Origin of the sequence: Acinetobacter sp. RRD8 (assembly GCF_031844225.1) — a bacterium.
In the GTDB taxonomy this organism is placed as follows: Bacteria; Pseudomonadota; Gammaproteobacteria; order Pseudomonadales; family Moraxellaceae; genus Acinetobacter.
The window spans coordinates 71,430-83,862 of record NZ_JAUZUU010000001.1; the positions used below are offsets into that span (position 1 = coordinate 71,430).

The window sequence follows — 12,433 nt, forward strand, 5'->3', positions numbered from 1 at the left end:
TTTACTCTATGTCTCAACCTTTAGACGTACTAGGCGGTATTACCGCTGAACAATTCCTTAGCGAATACTGGCAAAAGAAACCTTTACTGGTGCGTAATGCAATGCCTGAAATCGCCAGTTTGCTTGAACCCAATGATGTGATGGAACTTGCGCTTGAAGAACATGTCACTGCCCGTCTCATCAAGCAGAAAGATCGTGATCCGAATCAATGGAGCGTGAAATCTTCACCTTTGCTCAAAGCAGATTTCCAGAAAATGCCCAAGCTCTGGACGCTTTTGGTTCAGGCTGTAGATCACTATTCATTTGACCTGTCTGCGTTTTGGAAAAAATTCCCGTTTATTCCACAATGGCGTCGCGATGACATCATGGTGTCTTATGCTCCACAAGGCGGCTCAGTCGGCAAGCATTTCGATTTCTATGATGTGTTTCTGGTACAAGGCTATGGCCACCGTCGCTGGCAGCTTGGGCAAATGTGTGATGCCGAAACAGCATTCGTTCCGGGTCAACCGCTTAAATTATTGCCTGAAATAGAAGTTAACTTTGACGAAGTGCTGGCACCTGGCGACTTGCTGTATGTACCGCCTGGTCTGGCTCACTACGGCGTAGCTGAAGATGACTGCCTGACTTATTCATTCGGTTTCCGCATGCCAAATATCAGTGACATGATGGATCGTGTCGGGGATAAATTCTCTGAAAATGAAACGCTGCGTAACCCATTGCTGGATATCATCCGTGATCAAGTCGGTGCTATCGGTGAAGTGAGCAGCAATGAGCTGGAATATCTGAAAGAACACATCATGCAGCAACTGCATAATTCCAATGTTCTCGAAGATGCCATCATGAGCTTGATGTCCGAACCTAAATATCCTGAAAACCTGCCTGAAGCAGAAGAAATCGGTACAGGTGATCTGGAAGAAGCACTCGATCAGGGCTATAGCCTGATGCTCGAACCTGCGTCACGCCTGCTTTATACTGAAACGGACGGCGACGTTCTGTTCTGGGCAAATGGTGAGGGTGTGTGCATCTCTGAGACATTTACCGCAAAACTCAAACAGCTTGCAGATGGTGAAGCGCTGTTATTCGGTGAAGGCTTCGCTGATGAAGAAATTCTGGAAGATGTTGCTGCATTATTAAATGAAGCCGTGTTGATGCTGGTTCCACCGCCAGAAGACGAGTAATCTTTCCACGGTTCTATTTAGGCAATAATTTTTAAGAGGATCACATGATCCTCTTTTTTATTTTTAGAGTCTAGAATTCTAACTAATTAAGGCTGATACAGCTCTAATACAACACGAATCAGCGTATCTCCTTGTTCAGATTCAATCTGGAACAATCCTCCCATGCGCTCAACCCGCATTTTCATGCTGCGCATTCCAATACTCAGACCATTTTTTTGCACCATGTCAGCATCGAAACCGATGCCATTATCCTGAATGCTTAAAGTAAGCTGATGTGGCTGGGAATATTCCAGACTGACTTTTACCTGACTGGCCTGACTATGCTTAATGATATTGGTCAGACTTTCTTCGACTACTCGGATCAAGGTCAAACACTGTAATGCCGTCGGTTCACGCTGCCAGACTTTTGGAAATGACCATTCAACTACAATCCCCATTTCTTCCATCAGCTGGGTAAAACGATAACGTACCGGTGCGATCCAGAGTACCGGCGTTTGTGGGACTTTATTTTCAATAGATGAACCACTGTCAATGATTTGTCTGAGATCATCTCTGAGCAGTTTCAGCATGGAAAGAAACTGCTGTTTAGAAACTGTTTCGCTACTTTGATCCACCAGAATCATGGAACGGACAATAGACCCTCCCAACCCGTCATGCAGTTCATGTGACAGATTAATCCGCTCTTGCAGACGAACATTGGTCAGCTCCAATTGATGTTTATCGCTCAGGCTTTTATTCAGGTCGGCACTGACCTGCTGGACTTTACGTTCTAACTGGCTATTAAATTTTTCGATTTTCCTGACATTACGATTCAAGCGTGTACCCATAATGAGCACCACAAACAAGGTAATAATCGGTGAGGTATAGGGAGATAAAGGTGAAAATTCATTGACCTTGGTTTGGTTCAACATGATCAGGTCGATAACTACACACAGCAAAATCCCCCAAAGACATAACGTCAGGAAGAGATATTCTCCATTTCGGGTTTTGATGGCCTGATAGCTGATATACACAGTACAACTGACAAAGAGCAATACATAGATGATAAACACTCCACCCAGTACCTGCTCCAAATAATCCAAAGGACTGATCATCACCAGTAGGCTGGACAGAACGCTGACCAGAATAAATCCTCGCTCCAACTGCTTAAATTTCTGTTTTACAAAGCGGATCAGATACAGACAAAAACAATGGATATAGGCAATGAAAAAAAGCATATTGGCTTTAGCTGCCGAAATCGTGGAGTGAAATGGAAAATTTTCTGTAGTCAAGACATTGGAAATAAACAGAATCCACAACAGTGAACTGAGTGCCAGCCAGCCAAAAGTGGTTTCTGAACGCCGGAATAACCAGATAATGAAACAGATCAGCCCAATCGTGGCAGAGAAAATCATATTGATCTGGAATACGGTACGGCGATCCCAGATTTTTTCCAAATACTGCTGGCTATTCACCAACACATTATTAAACTGAATATTGCCCAGGCCCGCGCTTTGGAAACTGTAGCCATTTACATAAATCAGGATTTCATTACTGTCTTTACGCAAACCGCTAATCGGGAAAACCCAGTAACGCGGCATATTCCAGCTTTTCGACAAGGGCTCTTGCAAGTTCCGGTCAGACCAAAGCAAGTCACCATTCAGGAACACGGCACCTGCCGAATTAATATAATCAATAGAAAAGGCAACCGGTTCTGCAAGGCGGATGTTGTCCTGACATGACCAACGCCAGACAATCTTGTACCAGGCACCCCCATGATAATTCTTCCAGTTATTCTGCCAGTTATCCGGCAAACGTACGCTTTGCCAGCCTGATGTCGGCATCTCGGTAGGACCCTGAGCCTGAACCTTCTGAATATATTCGATCTTCACCTGACAAAGATCATTAATCTGAAAATGGTTTTGTGCCTGACTCATCCTACAGAACAAGCAAAGCCAGCTGCACAGGACAAAAACACCGATCCATTTCAGTCGCTGCCGTTTGCTGCTTCTGGAACAGGCAGATGACATTACAGAATTCCCAGATGCCGTGCGGTACTGACCGCCTTGGTACGTTTACTGACCGAGAGTTTGCGGTAAATATGCTTGATATGACTTTCGACGGTATAGCGTGATACACAGAGCTGCTCGGCAATTTCACGATTACTCAGACCTTGCGCAACCAAGGACAGGATTTCCTGCTCCCGCTGTGTGAGCGTTTCCTGATCCGCAGCTGGCCTGTTCTGTTCTACTGTTGCTGAAATGGTGGGAATAGAAATCTGTTTTAAAATTTCACGGGCAACAAAGGGATCAATCGGTGCACCGCCACGCAAAATACTGCGAATAGCCAAGGCGACTTCAACATCATCCCGTTCTTTCAGCACATAACCGGTCGCACCGGCCTGAATTGCCCTAAACAGGCTATCTTGGGTACTCCAGGCAGACACCACCAGAATCAACGCTTGTGCGTCCTGTTCGCGGATTTTTTCAATAATTGAAATCCCACTTCCATCTGGCAACCCCAAATCTACTAAGGCCAGTGCAATCGGCTGTTGCTGAACTATGGAATATGCTTCTTTAACCGTGTTGGCAAATAGCAGAACGTCTTCGTTATAACCTAGATTGGTTAATATAATTTTTAAACGGCGCTGAATGACATATTCATCTTCAACGATTAATACTGGTACTGGCAAGACTGCCTCCGATGCTGTCATAAGCACGCCCCTTATATTTATTTTTATATATCCCCTTTAAGATTAAAATATAAACAAAATCACACTAAAAATCATGATTTATTTATTTTTTATTATCTGAAGTTTTAAGCAGCGAGAAACGCTTACGCCCGTTTTCCATATCATAGACATAAAAAATGCCATCTGTTTAGCAGATGGCAGTTCAAGATAGAAAATCTTTTGAAGTTATACGAGCTGTCTACTTTAAGCAGTACCGTATTGCTGTTTTAAATATTTCACAATCTCAGCCGATTCAAACATTTTGGTATCTGTATTTGGATCGACCAGATAGGGAAGCTGAATATTATTTCCCATCATTTCAAACAAATGTTCACGCTTACCGCCTGGTAGTGGTTCATATTTTCCCGGTTTTAAACGCAATTTGGCCGGTCCATAATCTTGCCAGCGCTCTTTAGCGACATTATGAAAAACAAACGGCACTTCCAGTTCACTCAAAACGGCGCGTACAATTCGGGTATAAGGACTGGCCTCAAAGCCCCATAATTCTAATAACAGTTCAGGTGTTGGCCGATCCTTAATCTTGGGATTCACCATTCCGCCGCGTAAACCATTGAGGACGGTTCCCGCAATTGCAGCCACTGGAATTTTAGGATAGTGAGCATATTTCTTGGGAGTTTTGCCGGTTTTGCCATAATGCTTGAACAGATGATCGATAATATCCTGAGACTCATAGAGTCGATCACCGGTATTTTCATCAACTAAAAAAGGAAATTGCAGTTTTCCACCCAATTGCTGCACCTCAGGACGGAAATGAGTACCCCCTCGTGGACATGGATAAACTTCATAATCCAGATTTAGCAAGGTCATGACTTCACGCACCCGACGACAAAATGGTGAACCCTCGTATTCATAGAGCTTCAAGGCTTTTTCAGGCTGATTTGGAAACGGTGTACCCACCATCCCACGTCCACCTTCAGCGATTGAAGAGGCCAAAGCTTGTACAACTTTAATTTGATGACTCAACATAGTATTTTCCTATTTTTGTTTTATATGAATGAAAGACAGAATCTAGGCATCCTGTCTTTCAGGGTACAGATGAGTTTTGTTGTTATTCTTGCATGCAGAAATGCAGATTTCAGCCGATTAAGCCACTAAAGCTGTTTTAGACACCACAATACCATTATTGTCTGCATAGACATAATCGCCAGCATTAAACGTGACACCACCAAAGCAGAGAGAGATATCAACTTCACCCACACCCTTGCGATTACTCTTTTGTGGAATAGCCGCCAATGCATGCACCCCAAGATCAAGTTCAGCAATCGCATCGACATCACGGACGCAACCGTAAATAATTACACCATTCCAGTGATTTTTGACTGCTGATTCTGCAATCAGGTCACCCATCAAGGCACAACGCATCGATGCACCGCCATCTACGACCAAGACCTTGCCTGTTCCATCTGTGGCCAATAATTCTTTGACCCGTGAGTTATCTTCAAAACATTTTACTGTCACAATCTGACCGCCAAAGGTTTTGCGCGCCCCATAACTCTTGAAAAATTTACCGTCCAGGCAAGGTGTCACTACCTGAAGCTCTAGTTCTGGATGATCATCTAACAAGTCACAGGTGACAAATGCTGCTGTAGACACGGTGTTTTCCCCTCATTTCATTTTTTGTATGCGTAAATTATCATAAATTTCAAATTTTACCGTCTGAGTTAGCGCGGCCTCGACCATAGTATGAGCCACCTGATCGGCTGTCACTGGCTTATAGGCAAAACTATCTGGAATAAAACGCGATACTTTGTGGTAAACCTGCTGCGCGATATCTTCCAAAAAACGCTGCTCTGGACGTTCACCAATGAGCAATGAAGGTCGAATCAAACTGATTCTGTCCAGGGTCAATGTTTGTATATATTCTTCCAGTTCACCTTTGACCCGATTATAGTAAAAATGCGATTGGGAATCGGCACCCATTGCGCTTAGCAAAAGATAATGGGCTGAGGTTTGCTGTAACAGCTCTGCAAAGTGAGCATTTATGGTATAGTCAATACTATAAAATGCCTGTTTGGATCCGGCTTTTTTCATGGTGCTGCCCAGGCAGCTAAAACCATGGCTATGCTTGCTGACATCCTGATCATTCAACATCAGGAAATCTTCCAGTACCAGTTGTTGAACTTTATCCAAAGCATCCAGATCATTTTGATGTTTTCTGACCACTGCAGTAATCTGCTGGCAAGTCGGCTCATCTTGCAAACGTTTTATCAGTTGTTTTCCCACCAAGCCGGTGGCACCTATCACGATGGGATGAGTCAGTGATTTAGTCATTTTTTATACGATCTCCTAGGTGGAATACTAATCTAACGTTTTCTTTAGAATTTTTCTGCATCTAAAATGTTGTCAAAGCATGTCAAGACTTGACTTCGGTGCTTAGTTTAATCAAAATATGGCACTTGTTTACGGGCTGGTGATAATTCCTCTGATGTTGGTTTTCAGTTGAGTTTCAGCCCGCCCAGACCAATCTATTTCAAGGAGTGCACGAGTGGCAAACTCTGCTCAAGCTAAAAAACGTGCTCGTCAAAACGTTAAAGCACGCAAACACAACGCAAGCTTGCGTTCTATGGTTCGTACCTATCTTAAACGTACATTAGCTGCTATCAGCACTAATGACTATGCTGTTGCTACTGAAGCGTACAAATCGCTTGTTCCAGTAATCGACCGTATGGCTGACAAAGGCATCATCCATAAAAACAAAGCAGCTCGTCATAAGAGCCGCTTGAACGCGCAAGTTAAAGCACTAGCTTCTAACTAATCGCAAATGAAAAAAGCCCTTTTTAGGGCTTTTTTTGTGTCTGGAATTTGAAGAAACTAAAAAATATAATGACTCATTCAGAAAAATAATTTGTTTAGACAGCACTCATCCAGTCAATGCGATACTGTGAGATAAAAACCTGAATCTCCCTCTCTTTTAGATTATTGATCTTTATCCATAGAGGATGGCGAAGTGGTTTTATCCTGTTTCGTATTGTCAGTGTCCCGCTTTTGACATGCGGTTAAACCCAAAATCGCGATCAGGCTAAAAATTGTGATAACTTTCATAATTTTCCTCAAGATGAATATTTCTATATTTATTAAGCATAGATAATTTTTATACTTACATTATTGAATTTTCACCCTATAAATGTAAAAAGGTGCAGTTTAAAATTTATTTTTATCGTTTTAGACTGACTTTTATTGAATGGTCAATATGAAAGGCCACACCATCTTCATAATTCCTAACTCCCCAATAAAAAACTCAACTGCTGCGAACAATTGAGTTTTGAAAGAATATTTTCATTTAAGAAAGTTGGGAACGTTTAAAATCGGCAATATCCAGTTCATGTACCTGACCGCGCCAGATCCATTTCAGTTTGGATTCCAGGAATACATCACCCTCAAACCAGACAAACAGACCTTCCATCATTTTTGGCCAGTCTTCCCGACTGACATCCTGACGCCCTGACATCACCGCAATCATCGCTGCCAAAATGGTGTCGTGGCTAACGGCCAAACTTAGCCCATATTTATTTTGTGGATGGGTGTTGTAAATCAGTTCTAGTACATCCACTACGCCATGAATCGGCTGTTTCATCCCCGGCAAGGCATTATTGACAAAACTGTTAATAAAACCGAGCGCACCTTGCTTGGCAAAATAAGGCCCTGCTTTTTGAATATCCAGCACAAAGCTGCCAGGCTCCACTAGAAGTCCCTGTTCAATAATTTCAATACGATGGGTATTCTGCTCAGGGGTAACCGCATCTGCCCCCTCAATCATCAATGCAGCGGTATCAATACAACGCTGAATCGGACTTGAAATACAGTGATGAATCACACGATCGGTTTGATCAGCCAGATAAGCACCCCATTCCTGCGCCAGATCCCGCCCCTGCTTGGTCAGTTGCAGATCATAGCCTGCCAAACCCTGCCCCGGAACCTCCTCACGAATCGAATGCCGTGTGAATAAGGTGACAGGCGTTTGTACATCAGGCAATAAATCAATTGCACTCAACATACTCGGTGGAAGCAGTTTCAGGGACACGTTACAGCCAACTCTGGATTGGTAATAGGTTAAGCACCACTATAACACGCTCAGAATTTTGCTCAATGCTCGGCCTGCATGTCAGACACTGCCTGCAATGCAATAATTTTCATATCATTATTTTTATAAGCAATGAATCCACCGTTCAGCAAGGTATCCCGATGATTATAAATAAATGGACGACCTTCTAAATCAACCAGACCACCCCCAATCCGTTCGAGCATACATTGACCAGCGCTGGTATCCCATTCCGAGGTCGGATGAAAACGTGGATAGATGTCTACCTGATCTTCCAGCATCATGCAAAATTTATAAGCGCTGCCCGCTTTAAATTCGGTGTAGTCAGTGAGCTTAGCCAGACTTTGCAAATACTCGGTATATTTCGGTTTCTGCTGGCTACTTTGGCTCAATCCCACAGCAATCATTTTAGTAGTTTCAAGCATTTCATAAGCAAACCATGTCATCTTTTGGATATCATATTTATAAGGCAAGCCCTGCTCAGGACAGAAATAAATCAGTTGCTGCTCCGGAACCGCCAATATGGCAAAAGTGGTCAAACTGCCTCTGACCAGACTCAAATTAATGGTAAATTCGGGGCGCTGGTGCAGAAATTCCTTGGTACCATCTAGCGGATCCAGTAACCAGAATTCTGACCATGAGCGGCGTTCATGTTCCTGTCCTTCTTCAGACAGTAAAGGCAAGCTGGAAATCTCTGCCAAAGCCTGGGTCAGATAAGTATTGACCCGAAAATCTGCCTGAGTCACCGGAGAATTATCATTTTTTTTGATGACATCAAAAGCTGCACCAGAACAATAACGCTGATATTCTTCTCGCAAAATTTCACAGGCTTGTGTCAAAATGGGCACAAACTGCAAAATCATTGGATCTTGTGGTGCTGCTGTTGCTTTAAACATAGAAAACCTAAATATGTCAAAATGCTCTGAAAAACCTACCATAATTTTCGATATGGATGGCACTTTACTTGATCTTGCCTACGATGATTTCATCTGGAACGAGTTATTGCCTGTGCGTTATGCTGCCACACATGGCTGTAGCCTGGAACACAGCCAGGCGACACTCTATGCATTCTATCAGGAACATAATCATACCTTAAACTGGTACTCTTCACGCTTCTGGACGGCTAAAGTCGAAGTCGATGTTCTGGCGATGCAAATTGAACATAAAGATAAAGTCGCCTTGCGCCCTCATTGTCTCGAATTGCTCGATTATCTTAAAAATAATGGTTATCCAATCTGGCTGGCCACCAATGCTGACTGCGCAGGTCTAGCCTTTAAACTGGATCACTTGAATTTAAGAGATTATTTCGATGTCATCGTCAGCTCAGAAACGATTGGGCATGCCAAAGAATTTGTCGAATTCTGGCAAGGCCTGAATGCGTTGCATCCATTTGATCCTGCACATGCTTATTTTATTGATGATACTGAAAAAGTCCTGAATGGGGCCCAAACCTATGGCATTCAGAACCTGTTCAGCATCCAGCAACCCTCTTCAGCCAAAGTAGCACGCCAGACTTGTAATTACCCGATGCTGCACCAATTAACAGATTTAATCACTCATTTAAATCAGGCTGAGGTAGAAAAAAAATATGCGTAAATCGTCTTTACCCGAAGATGCGGTAGGCATGCGTATAGACAAATGGCTGTGGGCAGCACGGTTTTTTAAAACCCGCTCGATTGCCAAACATGCGATTGAAGGTGGCAAAGTCCATCACAATGGTGAACGTGTCAAGGTATCGCGCGAAGTCCGTGTTGGTATGGAACTGACGATTCAGCAAGGCATCGACAAAAAAACCGTGCTGGTTAAGGAACTTTCTGATGTTCGTGGACCTGCACCCGTGGCACAAAAACTGTATGAAGAAACCGAAGTCAGTATTGCACGCCGGGAATTGATTACATCACAAAGAAAGTTGCATAATCTAGCTCGTCCCGATCATCGTCCAAGCAAGAAGGATCGTCGTGATATCAGTAGATTTAAAAATGAAAATAGTCAGAATTTCGATCAGTCATGGTCCTATAATGACGATTAAATTTAAGCGTCAGAATATGTCGTACATGCGCTGACTTTTATAGAACACTAGGGAAAATTCTGTCACTATACACCTGTGGAACAAAGCTCTAATTTAAGACATCCACTTGAGTACTAACTTAGTGACATCGTATTGAGGTTGTAAGATGGATGAGAATAAAAACAAGGCGCTCAACGCTGCCTTAAGCCAGATTGAAAAACAGTTTGGTAAAAATACAGTTATGCGTCTTGGTGACAATACCGTTCAGGCAGTTGAAGCTGTGTCTACAGGCTCTTTAACGCTGGATATTGCACTCGGTATTGGTGGTTTACCTAAAGGTCGTATCGTCGAGATCTATGGTCCTGAATCTTCAGGTAAAACCACAATGACCCTGCAAGCAATTGCAGAGTGTCAGAAAGCAGGCGGTACGTGTGCATTCATCGATGCGGAACATGCACTTGATCCTCAATATGCGCGCAAACTGGGCGTAGATATTGACAACCTGCTGGTATCGCAACCGGATCACGGTGAACAGGCACTTGAAATCGCAGACATGCTGGTACGCTCTGGCGCGATCGACATGATCGTTGTCGACTCTGTTGCTGCATTGACTCCGCGCGCTGAAATTGAAGGCGAAATGGGTGACTCGCATATGGGTCTGCAAGCCCGTTTAATGAGCCAGGCACTGCGTAAAATTACTGGTAATGCCAAGCGTTCCAACTGTATGGTGATCTTCATTAACCAGATTCGTATGAAGATTGGTGTCATGTTTGGTAGCCCTGAAACCACAACTGGTGGTAACGCACTGAAATTCTATGCCTCTGTTCGCTTGGACATCCGTCGTATCGGCCAAGTGAAAGAAGGTGACGAGATTGTTGGTTCTGAAACCAAAGTCAAAGTCGTGAAAAACAAAATGGCGCCTCCGTTTAAAGAAGCTTTATTCCAGATTCTTTATGGCAAAGGTGTTAACCATCTAGGTGAATTGATCGACCTTGCTGTACAGCAAGAAATCGTGCAGAAAGCTGGTGCGTGGTATTCTTATCAAGGCGACAAAATTGGCCAGGGTAAGAACAACACCATCCGTTATCTGGAAGAGCATAAAGAAATGGCTCAGACGATTGAAAAACTGATTCGTGACCAGCTTCTGACTAAAGCAGTGGTTGTTGAAGAAGACGATAGCAAGGAAGAACCTGACTTTTTAGATGCATGATCTTATTAGATGCATCATCTTTAAACGTCAATACACAGCGCCCTCCGGGGCGTTTTGTTATTATATAGGGAATCTAAAATCCGAGAGAATCATGTCAGACGCGAAATTCAGCAAACTGCTCGATTATGAAACTTTAAAACAGCAATTTGGTGATACTGAAGATCAAGCTCAACCTGCAAAAAGTGCGATCCAAGACGCTCCTGAATTTGATCCTGAAGAACGTTTGTTTTCCTCTACCCCAACTCAGGATGAGAAGAAACCGGGACTGACAGGCTCACGCTTACGTTCTTATGCCTTTGCCGTACTGACGCGCAAGGAATATTCCAAAGCCGAACTGATCGAGAAATTAAGCCTTTATGCAGAGCATCGTGATGAAGTCATTACCTTAGTGGAAGAGCTGTCCCGTGAGAACTATCAAAGTGATCAGCGTGTGGCGGAAACCATGTTGTCGAGTCAAAAGCGTAAAGGCAAAGGTCCCAATCAAATTAAAATGAAACTCAAGAGCAAAAAGATTGATGCTGCCCTGATTTCAGAAGAACTCAAAGAAACCGACTGGGTTCAACAAGCCTATGAACTAAAAGTCAAAAAATATGGGACTGAGGTCAGTGAAGACCTGAAGCTCAAAGCCAAACAGATCCGTTTTCTAATGTATCGTGGTTTTGAAATGGATGCGATTATCAAGGCGATTAACCGTAAAGCAGAAGATTAATTCTTATCTTCTTTGAAAGTCTTAATGCACGTATAAGTATATTGGTTATTTATCCAATATTAGCTGCAAAATAAAGCACGACATAAAATAATAATGATCTGAATCATTAAAATAATAAGATAGTGCTGTTTGATGACATTGAAAAAGGAATGATATTTGAGAATAGAAAACTGCGAATTCGCATTGTTATTATAATAAGAATATGGTGGCAACCCTACCAGCAAAGCTCCGGCACATCATAGTTCTATTACCGTTGCTACCTTCCGGTCCTGGCGGGGTTCATAGAGTACAATTGCGAAGTAACCAGCAGGGCTACCATTACAAAAACAGAGTATAGAGATTTTTAATCAAGTTGCAAGCCTTGTTCCGCAAAATAATCCCTCAAGCTATCCGTTTGATTATTTTAAAAACAATATTGATATTTCTGCTGATTTTTAAGGGATCTTCACAATCAATCCATCAACACTCAGATTCACATGATCTTTGTAAAACCTTGTTGCATTTTCTAAAAATGCCGTTTTTAATGTGTGCAATGTATATGAATGATCTACTTTGAAA

General features: G+C 42.9%; 14 protein-coding genes and 1 other RNA gene. 6 read left to right on the forward strand and 9 right to left on the reverse strand.

Going from position 1 to position 12,433, the window contains the following annotated elements:
* Positions 1-8: 8 nt before the first annotated feature.
* Positions 9-1,178 carry a cupin domain-containing protein gene (locus Q9R24_RS00360; protein ID WP_311203464.1) on the forward strand — a complete coding sequence of 390 codons (1,170 nt, stop codon included), beginning with the start codon at positions 9-11 and terminating at the stop codon, positions 1,176-1,178.
* A gap of 86 nt (positions 1,179-1,264) precedes the next feature.
* Here the strand turns inward: Q9R24_RS00360 and Q9R24_RS00365 are convergent, their stop codons facing one another.
* From Q9R24_RS00365 to Q9R24_RS00385, 5 genes are all read right to left on the reverse strand, one after another.
* Complete coding sequence (locus Q9R24_RS00365; protein ID WP_311203465.1) at positions 1,265-3,187, reverse strand: ATP-binding protein; 1,923 nt, start codon at positions 3,185-3,187, stop codon at positions 1,265-1,267.
* On the reverse strand, positions 3,187-3,870 hold the full coding sequence (locus Q9R24_RS00370) for a response regulator transcription factor (protein WP_311203466.1): 684 nt from the start codon (positions 3,868-3,870) through the stop codon (positions 3,187-3,189). The genes Q9R24_RS00365 and Q9R24_RS00370 overlap by 1 nt, the downstream gene beginning before the upstream one ends.
* A 222-nt stretch (positions 3,871-4,092) precedes the next feature.
* Positions 4,093-4,875, reverse strand: coding sequence for a glutathione S-transferase N-terminal domain-containing protein (locus Q9R24_RS00375; protein WP_004646733.1), 783 nt, complete (start codon positions 4,873-4,875; stop codon positions 4,093-4,095).
* Between the two features lie 117 nt (positions 4,876-4,992).
* Positions 4,993-5,502: a ribonuclease E activity regulator RraA gene (gene rraA, locus Q9R24_RS00380; RefSeq protein ID WP_005096725.1), complete on the reverse strand. Its 510-nt coding sequence runs from the start codon at positions 5,500-5,502 to the stop codon at positions 4,993-4,995.
* A gap of 12 nt (positions 5,503-5,514) precedes the next feature.
* Positions 5,515-6,180 (reverse strand): NAD(P)H-binding protein, encoded by a 666-nt coding sequence (locus Q9R24_RS00385; protein WP_311203467.1) that lies wholly within the window; start codon positions 6,178-6,180, stop codon positions 5,515-5,517.
* A 214-nt stretch (positions 6,181-6,394) separates the two neighbouring features.
* Between Q9R24_RS00385 and rpsT the strand changes: the two genes are divergently transcribed.
* Entirely contained in the window at positions 6,395-6,664 is a 270-nt protein-coding gene (gene rpsT, locus Q9R24_RS00390) for a 30S ribosomal protein S20 (protein ID WP_004279868.1), read from the forward strand.
* Between the two features lie 161 nt (positions 6,665-6,825).
* On the opposite strand, the gene Q9R24_RS00395 is transcribed toward rpsT, so the two are convergent.
* From Q9R24_RS00395 to Q9R24_RS00405, 3 genes are all read right to left on the reverse strand, one after another.
* Entirely contained in the window at positions 6,826-6,951 is a 126-nt protein-coding gene (locus Q9R24_RS00395) for a hypothetical protein (protein ID WP_004646731.1), read from the reverse strand.
* Between the two features lie 238 nt (positions 6,952-7,189).
* Entirely contained in the window at positions 7,190-7,930 is a 741-nt protein-coding gene (locus tag Q9R24_RS00400; protein WP_311203468.1) for a phosphoglycerate mutase family protein, read from the reverse strand.
* A 62-nt stretch (positions 7,931-7,992) separates the two neighbouring features.
* Positions 7,993-8,844, reverse strand: a complete 852-nt coding sequence (locus tag Q9R24_RS00405) for a 3'(2'),5'-bisphosphate nucleotidase CysQ (RefSeq protein WP_005246616.1) — start codon at positions 8,842-8,844, stop codon at positions 7,993-7,995.
* Positions 8,845-8,857: 13 nt separating this feature from the next.
* Here Q9R24_RS00405 and Q9R24_RS00410 point away from each other — a divergent pair, with 13 nt between their 5' ends.
* The 4 genes from Q9R24_RS00410 to Q9R24_RS00425 all read left to right on the forward strand — a co-directional run bounded on the left by Q9R24_RS00410 (position 8,858) and on the right by Q9R24_RS00425 (position 11,875).
* On the forward strand, positions 8,858-9,544 hold the full coding sequence (locus Q9R24_RS00410; RefSeq protein WP_311203469.1) for an HAD-IA family hydrolase: 687 nt from the start codon (positions 8,858-8,860) through the stop codon (positions 9,542-9,544).
* Entirely contained in the window at positions 9,537-9,977 is a 441-nt protein-coding gene (locus Q9R24_RS00415) for an RNA-binding S4 domain-containing protein (RefSeq protein ID WP_004646726.1), read from the forward strand. Before Q9R24_RS00410 ends, Q9R24_RS00415 begins: the two co-directional genes overlap by 8 nt.
* A gap of 145 nt (positions 9,978-10,122) precedes the next feature.
* Positions 10,123-11,166 carry a recombinase RecA gene (recA, locus tag Q9R24_RS00420; RefSeq protein ID WP_004279873.1) on the forward strand — a complete coding sequence of 348 codons (1,044 nt, stop codon included), beginning with the start codon at positions 10,123-10,125 and terminating at the stop codon, positions 11,164-11,166.
* Between the two features lie 91 nt (positions 11,167-11,257).
* Positions 11,258-11,875 (forward strand): regulatory protein RecX, encoded by a 618-nt coding sequence (locus Q9R24_RS00425; protein ID WP_311203470.1) that lies wholly within the window; start codon positions 11,258-11,260, stop codon positions 11,873-11,875.
* Between the two features lie 212 nt (positions 11,876-12,087).
* On the opposite strand, the gene ffs is transcribed toward Q9R24_RS00425, so the two are convergent.
* Positions 12,088-12,184: signal recognition particle sRNA small type (gene ffs, locus Q9R24_RS00430), an RNA gene on the reverse strand.
* Positions 12,185-12,433: the final 249 nt, after the last annotated feature.